Source organism: Nocardia sp. NPDC050799 (assembly GCF_040654015.1).
GTDB lineage: Bacteria > Actinomycetota > Actinomycetes > Mycobacteriales > Mycobacteriaceae > Nocardia.
In genome coordinates, this window is sequence record NZ_JBFAHF010000014.1 from 84,972 (window position 1) to 101,311 (window position 16,340).

Annotated in this window: 14 protein-coding genes; 6 read left to right on the forward strand and 8 right to left on the reverse strand. The window is 68.1% G+C overall.

What is annotated here, in order from left to right:
• Positions 1–4: 4 nt before the first annotated feature.
• From AB0H42_RS16645 to AB0H42_RS16675, 7 genes are all read right to left on the reverse strand, one after another.
• Complete coding sequence (locus AB0H42_RS16645; RefSeq protein ID WP_357056275.1) at positions 5–412, reverse strand: transposase; 408 nt, start codon at positions 410–412, stop codon at positions 5–7.
• 71 nt (positions 413–483) lie between these two features.
• Positions 484–2,259, reverse strand: coding sequence for an FAD-binding protein (locus tag AB0H42_RS16650; RefSeq protein WP_357056278.1), 1,776 nt, complete (start codon positions 2,257–2,259; stop codon positions 484–486).
• Positions 2,260–3,225, reverse strand: coding sequence for a 3-carboxyethylcatechol 2,3-dioxygenase (locus tag AB0H42_RS16655; RefSeq protein ID WP_357056281.1), 966 nt, complete (start codon positions 3,223–3,225; stop codon positions 2,260–2,262).
• Positions 3,182–4,852 carry a bifunctional 3-(3-hydroxy-phenyl)propionate/3-hydroxycinnamic acid hydroxylase gene (locus tag AB0H42_RS16660; protein ID WP_357056284.1) on the reverse strand — a complete coding sequence of 557 codons (1,671 nt, stop codon included), beginning with the start codon at positions 4,850–4,852 and terminating at the stop codon, positions 3,182–3,184. The genes AB0H42_RS16655 and AB0H42_RS16660 overlap by 44 nt, the downstream gene beginning before the upstream one ends.
• A 1-nt stretch (position 4,853) precedes the next feature.
• On the reverse strand, positions 4,854–5,717 hold the full coding sequence (locus AB0H42_RS16665; protein WP_357056287.1) for an alpha/beta hydrolase: 864 nt from the start codon (positions 5,715–5,717) through the stop codon (positions 4,854–4,856).
• 67 nt (positions 5,718–5,784) lie between these two features.
• Positions 5,785–7,362: an FAD-dependent oxidoreductase gene (locus AB0H42_RS16670; protein ID WP_357056504.1), complete on the reverse strand. Its 1,578-nt coding sequence runs from the start codon at positions 7,360–7,362 to the stop codon at positions 5,785–5,787.
• A gap of 187 nt (positions 7,363–7,549) precedes the next feature.
• Entirely contained in the window at positions 7,550–9,097 is a 1,548-nt protein-coding gene (locus tag AB0H42_RS16675; protein WP_357056290.1) for an AMP-binding protein, read from the reverse strand.
• Between the two features lie 493 nt (positions 9,098–9,590).
• On the opposite strand from AB0H42_RS16675, the gene AB0H42_RS16680 reads away from it, so the two are divergent.
• From AB0H42_RS16680 to AB0H42_RS16705, 6 genes are all read left to right on the forward strand, one after another.
• Complete coding sequence (locus AB0H42_RS16680; RefSeq protein ID WP_357056293.1) at positions 9,591–10,451, forward strand: mycofactocin-coupled SDR family oxidoreductase; 861 nt, start codon at positions 9,591–9,593, stop codon at positions 10,449–10,451.
• 163 nt (positions 10,452–10,614) lie between these two features.
• Positions 10,615–11,979 carry a cytochrome P450 gene (locus AB0H42_RS16685; protein WP_357056295.1) on the forward strand — a complete coding sequence of 455 codons (1,365 nt, stop codon included), beginning with the start codon at positions 10,615–10,617 and terminating at the stop codon, positions 11,977–11,979.
• Between the two features lie 63 nt (positions 11,980–12,042).
• Positions 12,043–13,134: an amidohydrolase family protein gene (locus AB0H42_RS16690; protein ID WP_357056298.1), complete on the forward strand. Its 1,092-nt coding sequence runs from the start codon at positions 12,043–12,045 to the stop codon at positions 13,132–13,134.
• 49 nt (positions 13,135–13,183) lie between these two features.
• The gene (locus tag AB0H42_RS16695) at positions 13,184–14,329 is read left to right on the forward strand and encodes an amidohydrolase family protein (protein ID WP_357056301.1); all 1,146 of its coding nucleotides are present in this window, start codon (positions 13,184–13,186) and stop codon (positions 14,327–14,329) included.
• A 179-nt stretch (positions 14,330–14,508) separates the two neighbouring features.
• Complete coding sequence (locus tag AB0H42_RS16700; protein WP_357056507.1) at positions 14,509–14,853, forward strand: Rieske 2Fe-2S domain-containing protein; 345 nt, start codon at positions 14,509–14,511, stop codon at positions 14,851–14,853.
• A 102-nt stretch (positions 14,854–14,955) separates the two neighbouring features.
• Positions 14,956–15,825, forward strand: a complete 870-nt coding sequence (locus AB0H42_RS16705; protein WP_357056304.1) for an alpha/beta hydrolase — start codon at positions 14,956–14,958, stop codon at positions 15,823–15,825.
• A gap of 17 nt (positions 15,826–15,842) precedes the next feature.
• Here the strand turns inward: AB0H42_RS16705 and AB0H42_RS16710 are convergent, their stop codons facing one another.
• A complete protein-coding gene (locus AB0H42_RS16710; protein ID WP_357056307.1) occupies positions 15,843–16,316 on the reverse strand; it encodes a hypothetical protein in 474 nt (157 codons plus the stop codon).
• Between the last annotated feature and the right edge of the window lie 24 nt (positions 16,317–16,340).

The following is a 16,340-nucleotide window of genomic DNA, read 5'->3' on the forward strand; positions in this document are numbered from 1 at the left end:
CCCCCTACAGTCGCCGATTCGGACGCAACAAGAAGCCATTGCGGGTGAACCGGATCGCCTGCCTGTTGTCCTTGCGTGACCGGAAGCGAGGCGAGGCGAGTTTCGCGCCTTTGCGTTTCCCGGTGACCGAGGCGAAGAAGTTCCGGTACGCGGTGTGCAGATCGCCGAGTGCCTGCACCAGCGCCACCGAGGAAACCTCGGCCAGCCATGCCCGTTCCGGGGTTTTCTTCGCCTCGGTGATCACACGGGTTTGCAGCGCGGAGTCTTTGATGTACTGCTGGCCGGCCGCGTGTGCTTGTTGCCTGATACGCAGTCCGTCGTTGTACACCACCCGCGCGCACCCGAACGCCCGAGCCAACGCGATCTGTTGGCCGGGCGTCGGGTAGACGCGGTAGTTGTACCGAAGCTGCACGCACGCACACTATCCCGAGCATCCGACAACTGTGATGCGCTGACCTGACCCTGAAGGATGGGGCTTGCGCGCTACGTTTCATGGTCATTTCCTTCGGCCGGGCGGACCACCCCTTCGCCGGTATCCCCCGCTCCGGACAGTGCCCGCCCGGCGCAGTGCTCGGCGGCGATGTATCCGAAGGTCATGGCCGGGCCGATGGTGGCGCCGGCGCCCGCGTAACTGCGGCCCATGACCGCGGCCGAGGTATTGCCGACCGCGTACAGCCCGTCGATCACCGACCCGTCGGCGCGCAGTACCCGGGCGTGCTCGTCGGTGCGCAGCCCGCCGGAGGTGCCGAGGTCGCCGAGCACGATCCGGAACGCGTAGTAGGGCGGTTTCCCGAGCGGGAACAGATTCGGGTTGGGCAGCGTGGGGTCGCCGTAGTAGTTGTCGTACACGCTGTCACCGCGCTGGAAATCGTCGTCGTGACCGGCCAGGGCGAGTTCGTTGAACCGGGTCGCGGTGGCCTCGAGTTCGGTGGCGGGTAGGCCGATCTTCCCGGCGAGCTCGGCGAAACTGTCCGCGGCTTTCACCACACCGGATTCCAGCCAGGCCGGCACCATCGCGAATCCGGTCGGCACCGGCGCGAACGGCAGCTTCGGAATCGGCAGATGTCCGCCGATCACATATTTGTGCCAGGACCGGTGGTCGGTGATCAGCCAGCACGGAATATGGGTCACTCCGGTGCGCTGGCCCGCGATCATGGCGTGCCCGAAATCCATATAGGGCGCGGCCTCGTTGATGAACCGCTTGCCCGCGCCGTTGACGATGAACTGGGCCGGCATCATCCGCTCGTTGAGCATGAACTGCATCCGGCCGTCCGGCCAGTGGATGGCCGGGAACCACCAGGCCTCGTCCATCAGGTCGGTGGCCGCGCCGGCCTGCTCCCCGGCCCGGATACCGTCGCCCACGGCCACCGGGTTGCCGAAGCTCCAGTCCTGCTCGACCTCCGGCAGTTCCGCTTTACGCCAGGCCATATCGTGGTCGAAACCGCCGGTCGCCAGGATCACGCCGCGGCGCGCCCGGATCCGTACCGGTTTCCCGTCCCGGGTCACGACCGCGCCGGTCACCTGCCCGTCCGTCCCGGTGATCAGCGAGGTCATCGGCGCACCGAGCCACAGCGGGATCTCGCGCTCCCGCATGGCCAGACGCAGCCGGGCGATCAGGGACTGCCCGATGGCGGCGATCCGGTCGCCGAACACCTGGGCCCGGAACATCCGCCAGATCAGCTTCAGCAGCACCGCCTTACCGCGCCAGTTCTGCCGGACCTGATAGAACATCCGCAGATCCTTGGGACCCAGCCAGATCCCCTTCGGCGCGAGGGCGAGCGGCTTCAGCAGCTTCTCTTCCTCGTCACCGAGCGCGCGCAGATCGATCGGCGGTACGTTGATGGTGCTGCCCTGCGGCGAGCCGCCCTCGAGCTCGGGGTAGTAGTCGGCATAGCCGGGCTTCCACACGAATTCCAGCCACCGGCTGCGCTCTTCGAGAAACGCCATCATCTCCGGCGATTTCTCGACGTAGGCACGCAACCGCCGGTCGGTGACCAGTCCACCGGTGATGGTCCGCAGATATCCGACCACCGCGTCGGGGTCGAGCGCGAACCCGTCCCGCTGCTGCGCCGGCGCGTTGGGTACCCAGATACCGCCGCCGGACAGTGCGGTGGACCCCCCGTAGTAGTCGGCCTTCTCCACCACCAGCGTGTCCAGTCCGAGCGCGTCGGCGCGCAGCGCCGCGCTCATTCCGCCGCCGCCGGACCCCACCACCAGCAGATCGACGGTTTCGTCGAATTCCGTCTCGTCGGTGCTCACTCATCGCCTCCTGTCGTCGGCCGGCTCATCCGCGGGCCGGGCCGTGCGCACGGCGAAACCGGCGATGAGCTCGGGCGCGGGCCGGTAGTAGCGCACCTCGGTCCGATACGACCCCTGCGCGGCCAAGGCCGCGAACGCGGCCACCCAGGTGCGGACCTCGTGCGCGGAATTGCCAGCCACTCGAGTGATCTCGCCGTTGTCCCAGTCGTCGACGGCCGCCAGGCGGCCGGTGTCCACCAGATCGAGGAACGCCCGGTCCCATTTCGGGTTGAGCGGCTGCAGCGGACTGTCGCCGGCGGCGAAATCACGGGCGGCCGCGATCACCGCGGTCTGCCGGGCGGCCCGCTGTTCGGTGGTCATCGGGCGGCCGTGCACTATCCGCTCCAGCACCGGTTCGGGGGCGGTCGCCCGCTGCGGCACCGGCGGGTCGTGGGACAGACCACCCGAGCCGATGACGAGAACCCGTTTGCCCAGGGTCGCGAGATGGCGGCCGGCCGCGGTACCCAGCGCCCGCACCCGGCGCAGCGGGCCGAGCGGTGTCGCCACGGAATTGACGAAGATCGGGATCACCGGCCGCGCCGTGGCGTCGCCGAACAATCGCTGTAGCGGCTGCACGGTGCCGTGGTCGACCGACATCTCCGCCGACGTGGCGATATCGATATCGGCGTCGAGCAGCGCTTCGGCCAGTCGTAGCGCGGGATCCGCCGGGACGTTCAGCGGGCCGGCGTGGGTTCCGTAGTCCCCCACCGCGGTCGCTGCCGTACCGACACAGAAGGGGGGCATGAGCTTGTAGAAGAACCCGTTGTAGTGGTCCGGGGCGAACAGCACCACCAGCTCCGGGTCGAAGTCACGCACGAAATCCCGGGCCCGGTCCAGTGCGGCCCCGACCTCCGCACGCAGGCCGGGGCCCGGCCCGGGGAGCTCAAGGAGCGGGCTGTGCGAGACGCAGCACACGGCCAGCGGCATCGGTACCTCCCGGAGTGAGTTCGAGGGTGCTGCGCAGCGCCGCCCCGAGTTCGGGGGCGTGCTGGGCGATGGAGGCGCCCGCGATACAGCGGTCCGGGCGCAGGAAGAGCACCGAATCGAGTTGGGCGTCGAACCATTTCTTCAAGGCACCGGTGCTGTCCCCGACGACCACCACATCCGGGTCGTCGTGGCCGGTCCACTGCAGCTGGGTCGCGGGCCGGGCCTCCACGAAACGCGCCCCGAGCGCCTTCCAGAGTTCGAACTCCTTGTCGCTTAGCACTTTTCGAGGATGGTTGTTCCAGCACAGCACCGCGAACCACGGACCCAGCGTGTCGTCGAGCAGTACCGCGGGCTGCGCGCGGGTCGCGACCCGCGGTTGGATGAACAGGGTGCCGACGGCGGACTGCGGCGAGCGCGACCAACCGTGGACCACCGCGCCGCGGTCGTAGCGCGGCATGGGTTTGAACCGCATGCCGAGCACATACCGTTTCAGCGGCGGCACCAGCGCCAGCCCGCGCACCAGCACATCCCGCGCCGCGGCGACCCGGTGGTTCGTCGGTGAGATGACCCGCCCGACCATGGTGGACAGATCGATCATGGCGCGGGCGTGTGTGCGCCGCTCCTGGTCGTAGGTGTCGAGCAGCCCGTCACCGGCGACTCCCGACACCACCGCCGCCAGCTTCCAGCCGAGGTTCGCCGCGTCCCGGATGCCGCTGTTGTAGCCCTGGCCCTGCCAGACCGGCATGAGATGCGCGGCGTCACCGGCCAGCAGCAGGCGGCCCTTCCGGAATTCGCCGGCGATCCGGGAATGGTGGGTGTAGACCCGGCGCCGGATCACGTCGAGGCGCTCCGGATGCGGCACGAACGGCGCGAGCAGCCGGGCCAGAAAATCGGGTGTTTCGGCGTCGGCATCGGATTCGTCGGCGTGCAGGAGGAATTCGAATCGCCGGATGCCGTGGGCCAGCGAGATCGACACATTCGGCCGCGCCGGATCCGCCCCGACCTCCACATTCGGATGTCCGAGCGGATCACCGTCGAGATCGACCACCAGCCAGCGGGTCGGCGAAGTGGTGCCGTCGAAACTCACGCCCATCGCGTGCCGGGTGGTACTGCGCCCGCCGTCGCAGCCCACCACATAGCGGGCGCGAACCTGCTGTGGGCCGTCGGCGGTGTCGAGCAGGGCCCGCACCTCGGCACCGGTGTCGTCGCATTCGCGTAGCGCGGTCGCCCAGCGGACCTGCACACAGTCGAAGCGGTCGAGGCCGGCCAGCAGTTCGGCGTCCACCAGCGGCTGGATGAATCCGCTGCGCTTGGGCCAGCCGAATTGCTGGTCGGTCGGCGCGATCTCGGCCAGCAGCCGCCGCTGTCCGTCGACGAATCGCATGATCTGGTTCGGGTTGGTGTGCGGCAGGATCCGCTCCACCAGGCCGGTGGACTGCAGGGTGCGCAATGACTCGTCGTCGATGCCGACACCGCGTGGGTAGTCGATCAGGTCGGGGCGTTCCTCCACCAGCAGGGTGTGTACGCCGTAGCGGCCGAGGGTATTGGCGATGGTCAGCCCGACCGGTCCCGCACCGACGATCAGCACGTCGAAGAACTCTGATCCGCTGCCGTTTCCGGTACTCATCTCAACCTCCCAGCAGAAACTCGAGATGCAGTGCGTCGAACGCCGCGGGCGCCTCGTACTGCGGCCAGTGCCCGCACTCCGGGAGCACCACGAAGCGGGCACCGGGGATCATGGACGCGATCCGCTTGCCCTCGGCGACATCGGCGGTGGGATCATCGCTGGTCCACACCACGAGCGTCGGTGCGGTGATACCGCCGTACTCCTGGGGCCCGAGCAGATTGCGGGCCCGGATCGCCGGATCCTGCAGCGCCATGATGTCGCGCATGGCGTCGACGAAACCGGGCTGCCGGTAGACGCGCTGGCGGCTGGCGACGATATCGGCGTAATCCTTGGACTTGTCCGCCATCAGCCATTTGATCCGGGCCTGCACCGTTTCCCAGGTGGGGTCGGCGGCCGCCGCCATGGACAGGGTGATGATCCGCTGCATGACCTCCGGATCCGCCTGTGAGCCGCCCGCGGTGTTGAGCACCAACTTGTCGACCCGGCCGGGATGGTCGTAGGCGGCCCGCGCGGCGACCCAGCCGCCGAGCGATTCACCGCTGATATGGGCGCGGGCGGCGCCGATGGTATCGAGGAACGAGATCAGGTGCCGTACATAGTGTTCGATTTCCAGGGGATGCCCGGGTTTATCGGTGTACCCGTGGCCGAGCATATCGATCGACCAGGTGGAGAAATGCTCGGCATGCGCCGCCAGATTCCGGACGTAGGCCTCGGCGTGCCCGCCCGACCCGTGCAGGAACACCAGCGCGGGTCTGTTCCGGTCGCCGGCGTGCAGGTAGCGCGTCCGCACCCCCGCCACATCCAGGTATCCCTGACTGAACGCGACTCCCTGCAGGTCGCACCACACACTCTCGTATTCCGACACTGCTACCTTCCGCTCTGTCCACTGCCCCGGCACCGCGGCGATCACGCCGTACGGTCACCGTGTTCGCTCAGTACTTCACCGATTCGCCGGTGGCCGCGTGATGGCCCGCGCGCAGACCCCAGACCATGCCGGGCCCGAGGGTCCCGCCGGCACCGCCGTAGGCGCGCCCGGTCACGCCGGCCATCGCATTGCCGACCGCGTACAACCCGGGGATCACCGCACCGCCGACGTGCCGGACCCGCGCGTCGCGATCGGTGCGCGGCCCGCCCTTGGTGCCCATGGCACCCACGGTCACCGGGACCGCGTAGTAGGGGCCGGTATCGATCGGTCCGAGCGTGCGCCCGGCGACCGTTTCCGCGTCCGGGTCGCCCCAGTAGCCGTCGTATTCGCTGGCACCCCGGCCGAAATCGGGGTCGGACCCCTCCGCGACGGCCAGATTCCAGGCGGCGACGGTGTGCCGCAGCCCTTCGGGATCGATACCGGTCCGGGCGCCGAGTTCGGCGAGATCGGCGGATTCGCAGAACCAGTCGGGTGCCGCACCACCGGGTTCGACGCCCAGGAATCCGTAGCGGCGCAGATGTCCGGCGTCGAACACCATCCAGCCCGGGTTGTTCACGTAGCCGCCGCGCGGGTCCAGGTAGTGGAAGGCGCCCGCCATGGAGTTGTACTCGGCCGCTTCGTTGACGAACCGCGCACCGGCCCGATTCACGATGATGCTGCGCGGCCGGGTCCGTTCCAGCCGGACACTGCGGCTGCGCTGCCGGCCGTCGATGGTGTCGCCGGGCAGCTGGACCACTGGGACCCACCAGGCCTCACCCATGTTCCCGAGGTCGGCGCCGTGCGCCATGGCCATCCGCAGTCCGTCACCGGTGTTGTTCGGCGGTGACACCGGACCGGTCATCGGTCCCCGGAGAAAGGCTTTGACCAGGCCGGGATCCCATTCGAACCCGCCGGTGGCCAGGACCACGCCGCGGCGGGCCCGAACCGTGTGCCGGCTGCCCCCGATCTCGACCCGGACCCCGGTGACCGCGCCGTCCGCGGCGAGCAGCTCCACCGCCCGGGCTCCGGTGCGCGGGGTGATCCCGGCGGCGAGTACGCCGTCGAGCAGCCCGGCGACCAGCGCCTGTCCCGCCACACAGACATCGGCCGAGGCGTCACCGAGTACGGCCCGCAACCGGGCCCGGGTCTCGGCGTCGAAGCCGACATTGCTCCAGTCGAGCGGGAAGGTCGTGATCCGGTCCCGCCACTCGCCGAGGCGGGCCAGATCGTAGGCCGCGGGGCCCAGTGACCGGCCGCCCGCGGGCTGACCGCCGGGCAGCTCCGGCTTGTAGTCCGGAAATCCGTCGGCCACCTCGAATTTCACGGCGCTGTGTTCTTCGACGAAGTCGAGCATGCGCGCACCCGTGCGGACGAACACCTCGACCAGTTCGTCGTCCATGGAATCCAGGGACTGCGCGTTCAGATAGGCCAGTGCGTCGGCGACGGTGAGTTCCCGGGCCGCCCGGGCGTGCGCGGGAATCCAGGCCAGTCCGCCGGATACCGCGCTCGTTCCGCCGACCGTGGCCGCCTTCTCGAACAGTGCCACCGACGCACCTTCGACGGCCGCGGCGAGCGCCGCGGTGAGCCCGGCAGCTCCGCTGCCCAGAACGACTACGTCGGCCTCCTCGTCCCAGGTGTTCGACGGATCAGATCCGGCAGCCGATGGCTGATGCGATGGCACTGCGCTGTCCTTTCGGCGAGCAGGCGGAGAGGCGCCGGCCCGGCGGGCTGCCGTGCGGAGCACGGGCCGGGCCGCGGCGTGAGTAAAACGATAATCTCCCTTTGCGAGAATACTATTCTCGCTGGATGGATGCCGCAATACCCTCTCGGATCAAATGTTTCTGGATCTTGCCGCTGGGGGTGCGGGGGAAGTCCGTGGCCTCGAACAACCGCTCCGGAAACTTCTGCCGTGCCACTCCCGTACGCTCGAAGAAGGCCCGTACCTCCGCCCGGGACGGGAGCTCGTATCCCGGCTGCAGCCGCAGCACCGCCCCCACCACCTCCCCGAACCGTTCGTCGGGCAGGGCGATCACCACCGACTCCGCGACCTGCGGCATGGCGTCGAGCACATCCTCGACCTCCCGCGCCCCCACGTTCTCGCCGCCGCGGATCACCACATCGGCTTTGCGATCGGTGATGGTCAGGCAGCCGTCGGCATCCAGCACCCCGATATCGCCGGTGTGATACCAGCCGTCGGCGTCGAACGCCCGCGCGGTCAGCTCCGGATCGGTGTAGCCGAGGCACAGATCCGGTCCGCGACTGAGGATCTCGCCGTCCGCGGCGATCCTGATCTCCACACCCGGCATGGGCCGGCCGTCGGTGGTGAGCCGCTCGCGCGCGGGGGCGTCGAGCGCGGAGGCGGTGATGGACGGATGCTCGGTACTGCCGTAGGCGCGGAAGGCGATCACGCCCAGATCGGTGAGCGTCCGCGTCACGGCGGCCGGCACAGCCGAACCACCCAGCCCCACATAGCGCATATGCGCGAGATGCTCCGGGGTGTAGTCGGGGTGCTCGACCATACTGGTGACGAAATACGGTGGGCCACCGCCCACCACGAGCCCGTCGGATCGCATGAGCGCCAGCGCCCGGCCCGGATCCCAGACGTCGAGCAGGTTCACCGGCCGGCCGTGCAGCACCGGAAGCAGACAGGCGCCCACCATTCCGATGAAGTGACCCACCGGGGTGGCGGTCAGCTGGTCGCCACGGTCCTCCTTGTTCCTTTCGGCGAGCTGCACCGATTCACAGCCGAGGGTCTGATGGCTGTGCACGACGCCCTTGGGCGCGCTCGTCGTCCCGGAGGTGAAGGCGATGAGCGCCGGGCCGGCCGGGTCTGCGGGCAGCACGCCCGGCATGGGGTCGTCGGCGAGCAGATCGTCGAAATCGCGCCCCACCACACCCACGACGGGCACCTCGGCACAGACCTCCGGATCGTGCACGGTACGACCGAACTCGGCCATGGTGATGAAAACCTTCGGCCGGGCGACCCGCAGGATATGGCCCAGTTCGCTGCGCCCGTAGAAGTGCACGATCGGCACCACCGCGGCACCCAGGAACGACGCCGCCCAGAAGGTCGCCGCGGCTTCCATCCAGTTCGGCAGCTGGAACGCCAGGACATCGCCGGGGCCGACACCCCGGGCCCGCAGACCCGCGGCCAGCCGCCGGGCCACCCGTTCGACCTCGGCGAACGTTCCCCGCCAGGGCCGCACCTCGGAATGCACCCGGAATTCGGTCTCCGGCGCGACGGCCAGGCCGCGGCTCAGCAGATCGCCCATGGTGTCGCCGGTCCACCAGCCCTCGGCGATATACCGGGCGCGTAGCTCGTCGGCCACCACCCGGGTCACCGGACCCCACCTCGTATATTCCGTCCGGACATAACGGCTCACCCCTTCCGCGCCGGCGGGATGCTCAGCGCCCCGTACGAGGCACCCGCGCGAGCGCGTCGGAGTCGTATCCGCCGACTGGTGAAAATGGAATTCTCTATCGAGGCAAACGATAAAATCGCCTCAGGCCTCCAGCGGGCCGCGACCATTACCGACTCTCCGCAGCCGAATTGCCGCGCCGGCCGGAATCGGTCCATCGACCAGGCTTCTTGCGAAACCTTGCCGCCGAGCCCACAGGTAGAGTACCGTTCTCGTATGCGAAAACGAAGTTCTTTTCGCATACGAGAACAGCCGTATGTCCGCAACCCGGCGGTGCTGGGTCGACACCGCATCGGGGCCGCGGCCGGATCGACGCGCGGCGCTCGCCGCGCACCCTGCCCCGTGCCCGCTGCCGTTTACGGCGGTCCGGCACACCGGGCAGGTGACTCCCGAAAACAGATCGAAAGGGAATGCTGTGGGACGTGTTGAGGGCAAAGTCGCATTCATCACGGGCGCCGCGCGCGGTCAGGGCCGTAGCCACGCCGTACGACTGGCCGAGGAAGGCGCCGACATCATCGCGGTCGACCTCTGCCAGAACATGTCGACCATCGGTTACCCGCTGGCCTCGCCCGAGGATCTCGAGGAAACCGTGCGCTTGGTCGAGAAGACCGGCCGCCGAATCATCGCGTCCCAGACCGATGTCCGGGACGCCGTCGCCCTGAAAGCGGCGCTGGACGCAGGCGTCGCGGAATTGGGCAAGCTCGATATCGTGATCGCCCAGGCGGGGGTCGCGGGCATGAAGGGCAAACCGGATATCCAGGCGTGGACCGATGTCATCAACACGAACCTGGTCGGCACCATCAATGCCATCCAGGCCGCGCTCCCCCATCTCGGCGAGGGCGCCTCCATCGTGGCCACCGGCTCCACCGCGGCGATGGTGGACACCAGCAAGGTCGACAATCCCGGCTCGGATCTCGGCGGTATGGCCTATGTGCATTCCAAGCGCGCCCTGTCGTACTACGTCTTCGATATCGCCCGGCACCTGTCCACCCGCGGTATCCGCGCCAACGTGGTCCACCCCACCAACTGCAATACCGATATGTTGCAGAGCGAGCCCATGTACCGCTCGTTCCGGCCGGACCTGGAGAACCCGACCCGCGCCGACGCGGAACCGGCCTTCTATGTCCAGCAGGCCATGAAGACACCGTGGATCGAACCGGTCGACATCTCCAACGCCATCCTGTTCCTCGTCTCCGACGAAGCCCGCTTTGTCACCGGTATGCAGTTGCGTGTCGACGCCGGCGGCTACCTGAAGTGGTACGACCACAAACTCTGACCCCGCCCGGCCACGCCGGTGCCGGCGGCGCGCGCACGCAGGCGATCGTTGCGCGCGCCGCCACACCGGTGGCGAGTCGGCACCCGACTCCCGGAGCGGCGCAGAGTTCCGGGCCCCGGCGAAGGTTCGCCGCACCCAGTGATCAGCAGAGGGACTACAGACCGTGACTTCTACGGATAACGACCAGCGCAAACAGAACCGGTACCACTTCGATCGGCACACCCCCGAATACCGCGAGCAGTTCACCGAGATCACCCACGAGATGCACGCGAAATGCCCGGTGGCGTGGACCGACACCTACGACGGGCACTGGGTCGCCGCCGGCGGTAACGCGGTCTTCGAGCTGGCGCGCTGCCCCGAGGTCTCGGTTGATCACGATGTGCACAACGAACGTCGTGGATACCAGGGTATTTCCATTCCCAAGGCGCAGCGGGCCGCGCTGGTCCGCGGTGGCATGCTGGAGATGGACGACCCGGAACACCGCACCTACCGCTCCGTGCTCAATCCGTATCTGTCCCCCGCCGCCGTCAAACGCTGGCAGCCTTTCATCGACGAAATCGTGCGGGCCGGCCTGGACGAGAAGATCGAGACCGGCCGCATCGATTTCGTGGACGATCTGGCCAATATCGTTCCGGCGGTCCTGACTCTGGCCATGCTGGGCATTCCGCTCGTGAAATGGTCGGTGTACAGCGATCCGGTGCACGCCTCGGTGTACACACCGGAGGATTCGCCCGATGCCCCGCGAGTCGCCGAAATGCATCGGACGATGGGTATCGACATCCTCACCAGCCTTCATGAGGCGAAAACGGCCCCCCGGCCGGGTCTGATCAAAGCACTCACCGAACTGCGCATCGACGGTGAGCCCGCGCCCGATATGGAACTTCTGGGCATGATGGGACTGCTCATCGGCGGCGGTTTCGACACCACCACCGCGCTCACCGCGCATTCACTGGAATGGCTGTCGGAGAACCCGGCTCAGCGCGAGGAGCTCAGCCGGGACCGCGACGAACTGCTCGACTCGGCCACCGAGGAATTCCTGCGCTACTTCACTCCCGCGCCCGGTGACGGCCGCACCATCGCCGACGACTGCACCTACCAGAACACCGAGTTCCGCGAGGGCGACCGGCTGTGGTTGTCCTGGGCGATGGCCAACCGCGACGAATCCATCTTCCCGGACCCCGACGATATCGTGCTCGACCGCAAGGGCAACCGGCACTTCAGTTTCGGGCTCGGCGTGCATCGGTGCATCGGGTCCAATGTGGCCCGCACCGTGTTCAAGTCGATGTTGCTGGCGGTGCTCGATCGGATGCCGGACTACCGGTGCGACCCCGAGGGCACGGTCCACTACGACACCATCGGCGTCATCCAGGGCATGCGCCATCTGCCGGCCACCTTCACCCCGGGCAAACGGCTGGGTCCCGGTCTGGACGAAACTCTGGCGCATCTGCAGCGTATCTGCGACGAGCAGGGCCTGGCCGCACCGGTAACCGAACGCCCCGACGCCGCGGTGATCGACTTCGACTACTGACCGCACGGTACCGGCCGATACCGCGGGGTTCGGCCGGTATCTCTCTCCGACGAGGTGATCGCGATGCAGGACCTGCCCGACGGCACCCGCACTCCGGTGATCGATACCAGCGTGCACATCTTCTTCCGCTCCAACGACGATATGCGCTCCTACCTGAACGAACCGTTCAAGAGCCGCGGTATCCCGGACGCGGAAATGGACTGGTACGGCGCACCGGGTGGCGAGTACGTCAAGGGTGCCCGCGGGCCCCACAGGGGGTATCCGGGTTCCGACCCGGAATTCGTCGGACAGCACCTCTTCGAAGAACGGGGCGTGGATGTGGCCGTGCTGCATCCGATGACCCGCGGCAGCCTGCCCGACCGCCATCTCACCACCGCGGTCTTGTCCGCCCACAACGACATGATGGTGTCGCGCTGGCTCGACAGCGGCACCTACCGTGATCGCTTCCGCGGCACCCTGCGGGTGAATCCCGACGATATCGGCGGAGCGCTGCGCGAGATCGATCGCCTCGGCGACCATCCACAGATCGTTCAGCTCGGGGTCCCCCTGCAATCGCGGGAAGTGTACGGGAAACCGCAGTTCTGGCCGCTGTGGGAGGCGGCGGCAGCGGCGAACCTGCCGGTCGCCGCGCATATCGAGACCGGGGAGAGTATCGGTCTGCCACCGACCCCCTCCGGGCATGCGCGCACCTACGAGCAGTACTACGGGTTCATGGGGCTGAACTACCTCTACCACCTCATGAACATGATCGCGGAGGGCGTGTTCGAACGGTATCCGGGCCTGAAATTCGTCTGGGCCGACGGCGGCGCCGATCTGCTGACCCCGTTCACCTGGCGGATGGACACCTTCGGCCGGCCCCACCTCGAACAGACCCCCTGGGCGCCGCGGATGCCCAGCGACTATCTGCCCGGCCACGTGTACTTCGTGCACGCCACGATCGACGGCCCCGGCGATGCCCCCTACGCTGCCGAATGGCTGGACTTCACCGGTAAGGACGACATGGTGATGTTCGGGTCCAGTTACCCGCACTGGCACAGCGGCGATACCGACACCCTGCCCGCCGCGCTGACCCCGCGGCAGCGCGAAAAACTGTACTGGCGCAATGCCGCCGCCTTGTACAGCATCGATATCGACGCGGTCACCGCGGTCGGCTGATGCTGCTACTGCGGGCGGCCGATTCCGCGACAGTGCCCGAGGAGGTGCTATGACCACCGCACAGAACCTGACGCGGGTCCCCGCTACGGAGTTGGTTCCGGTACGCGTCGTCGATTCCGATGTCCATCCGGTCCCCCGGCGGGGTGACCTGGTGGACCACATTCCGGAACCGTGGCGCACCTCGTTCTTCCTCAGTCACCGCGTCGGCGACACCATCATCTACGACGCGCCCGACTACGCCCATTCCAAGGCCATGCGGGTGGACACCTTTCCCGCGAACGGTGAGTTCCCCGGTAGCGACCCCGATATGGCGTTCCGCCAGCTCATCATGGAGGCCGGCTCGGATATCGTCATCCTCGAACCGACGGTGAAGGCGACCCGGTTGCCCGAGGCGACGGCCGCGATGGCCACCGCCGTGAACCGGTGGCTGGACGCGCAATGGCTGGACGCGCACAACAACTGGCATCGGCGCTGGCGCGGTTCGATCTGTGTGGCCATCGACGATCCGCGGGCCGCGGTCGCCGAGATCGAGCACTGGGCCGGGCACGAATACATGGCGCAGATCCTCATCAAGGCCGAACCCCGCCCGTCGTGGGGCGACACCCGCTACGACCCGATCTGGGCGACCGCGGTGAAACACGATATTCCGGTGAGCTGCCATCTCAGTCGCGGCGCCTACGAGACCATGCCCATGCCGCCGGTCGGTTTCCCCAGCTACAACCACGATTTCATGGTCACCTACTCGCTGCTGGCGGCGAACCAGGTCATGAGCCTGATCTTCGACGGGGTCTTCGATCGGTTCCCGACGCTGCGCGTCGTCTTCGTGGAGCACGCGTTCACCTGGATCCTGCCGCTCATGTGGCGGATGGACGCGATCTACGCGGCGCGCGGATCGTTCATGTCGATCACGCGGAAGCCCTCCGAATACGTGAAGGAACACATCAGGTTCACCACCCAGCCGCTGGACTACCCGGAGGACAAGACCGAGCTCACCCGGGCCTTCGAATGGATGGAAGCGGACAAGATCCTGCTGTACTCCTCGGACTATCCGCACTGGACCTTCGACGACCCGCGCTGGCTGGTGAAACACCTGCCGCGCGCGGCCCGGGAGAACGTCATGTTCCGCAACGGTATCGAGACCTACCATCTGCCGGAGACCGTACCGGCGCTGCCCGGACAGATGCGGGTGCATTGATGGCGGACGAGATCGAGACGCCCGGTGCGGCTCCCGTACCGGGCGAGCAGGCCACGATGAGTGGCGAAGGTGCACAGTCGGCGAGCACGGGACAGCCCGGGGCGCCCGCAGGCGCACAGCCGACGGGCACCGGGGCGGCCGAAGGCGAACGGGTCCGGCTCGCCCAGGGCCGCGAACACGTGGTGGCCACCGTGGACGAGATCCCGCCCGGATACTCCAAGGTGGTGCCGATCGGCCGGCACGGGGTCGGTGTCTACAACGTCGACGGCACCTTCTACGCCATCGCGAACTACTGTCCGCACGAGGGCGGCCCGCTGTGCGCGGGCCGGGCCCGCGGGCGCACGGTGGTCGACGAATCGGTCCCCGGCGATTCGGTGATGGTGCGCGACAACGAATTCATCTACTGCCCGTGGCACCAGTGGGGCTTCGAACTGGCCACCGGCACCACCGCGGTGAAACCCGAATGGAGTATCCGCACCTATCCGGTGCGGGTGGTCGGCGACGACGTGCTGGTCACCGCCTGATCCGGCACCGCCGGAAAACCTACGACGACCCGGCCGGCCCATTCGGCCGGCCGCGGGAGTGCCCGCCACGGTCTACTCCCCGAACCCCTCCAGGAGTGTGCGATGCCCGCGGTAACGGTGAACGGCGGCAAGGTCGTCTACGAGATACTCGGCGTGACCGGGGATCTCCTCGTGCTCACCCCCGGCGGCCGCTACAGCAAGGATATTCCCGGGCTCCGGCCGCTGGCCGAGGCACTGGTCGCCGGCGGGTACCGGGTACTGCTGTGGGACCGGCCCAACTGCGGCGCCTCCGATATCCAGTTCTTCGGGCAGACCGAATCGCATATGCGCGCCGAAACCCTGGCCGGGTTGCTCGCCGAACTCGACACCGGTCCGGCGATCCTGGCCGGCGGTTCCGGCGGCGCCCGCGATTCGATGCTCACCACCATGCTGTATCCGGAACTGGTCACCGATCTCGTGCTGTGGAATATCGTCGGCGGCGTCTACGGCACCTTCAATCTCGGTGCCTACTACGTGCTGCCCGGCCTGCAGGCGGTGCGAGGGCTGGGCATCGAGGGACTGCTGCGGATGCGGGAGTGGCGGGAACGCATCGCGGAGAACCCGGACAACGAGCAGCGGCTGCGGTCGCTGGACCCGGGAGAGTTCGTGAAGCTGTCGCTGCGCTGGCTCAACGCCTATGTCCCGAAGCCGGGACAAACGATCCCGGGCGTGGACGACGAGATGTTCGAACGGATTCGGGTGCCCACCCTCATCATCCGGGGCGGGGCGCACGATCTGGACCATCCCAAACGAACCTCACTCGAGGTCGGCTGCCTGATCGAGGGGTCCACCCTGATCGATCCGCCGTGGCCCGAGGACGCCTGGGAGCGGGCGATGGAGGATCGGGCCCGGGGCCGGGTGCAGCAGTACAACATGTTCGACACCTGGGTGCTGGCGGCACCGCAGATCCTGAAGTTCCTGGGCGAGCGATGACCGGGCCGCCCGCGCCCTCAGACCGTCCGGATCCGCACCTCGCAGTTGGTGGAGGCCTCCAGCGCGGTGTGGATCCGGCTCTCCGGGACCCGCTCCAGATCGGATTCGCGCAGCAGCACCTGCAAGATGTCGTAGCCTTCGGTGCCCGGCACCCGGACGATCTCCCCGGTGAGCCCGAATCCCGCCAGGACCCCGTACGCGTCCGCATCGGTACCGCGACTCACATAGGTGATCACGCCCGCCGCCGCCGCCGTCCCGAACACCCGCGCGCATTCCGCGACCACTCGCTCGGTATCGGCCGCGGCGTCATCGGTGTCCAGCAGCACCTGCAGTTCCCGGCGACCGCGCGGCGCCGCGGCCAGGTCCCGGTCCAGCAGCCGGGCGCCGGACCCGGCCAGACCCGCGGCCAGCTCGGCCGCACCCCGGACCAGCGAGTCGGCGGGGAGTTCACCGGCCGGGTCCACGTTCACCCGCAACACCGCAGTTCGCATGCGTTCCAGCCTAACGGGCGCGGC